Genomic DNA, 338 nt, shown 5'->3' with positions numbered 1-338 from the left:
ATTTAAATTATTTTGTAAGATTACGTATTTATACGTAAATTGTATGTGATTACGGTTTTTAGTAAAAAAGTATCATTTTTATTTGGTATAATTGTGAGAAATTTAACCAAAATATTAATTATTTTTATGAGAAAACAGAAATTGCTTATTGCTTATTGGGAGTACTGTCTTTAATAGGTATAGCAAGTTGCGAAAGAGATGATGGCATATTTGCCAATTCTGAACACAGCGGAGAAGATGCCAATGTAACGTTGAGGCATCATTCTTTAAATGAGTTGGCAACCAATGCCAAATTTACGGATGCCTTTACTAAGGTGTTTTCAAAATCATTGTTTGAT

General features: G+C 29.6%; 1 protein-coding gene. It reads left to right on the top strand.

Going from position 1 to position 338, the window contains the following annotated elements:
- Positions 1–155: 155 nt before the first annotated feature.
- Positions 156–338, top strand: a 183-nt coding sequence (locus NBRC110019_RS16825) for a hypothetical protein (RefSeq protein ID WP_281756627.1), incomplete at its 3' end; no start/stop codon positions are given.

The organism is Neptunitalea chrysea (assembly GCF_027924145.1).
Taxonomy (GTDB): Bacteria; Bacteroidota; Bacteroidia; order Flavobacteriales; family Flavobacteriaceae; genus Neptunitalea; species Neptunitalea chrysea.
The sequence above is the reverse complement of the archived record's forward strand: the minus strand, read 5'-3'. Positions and strand labels throughout refer to the sequence as shown.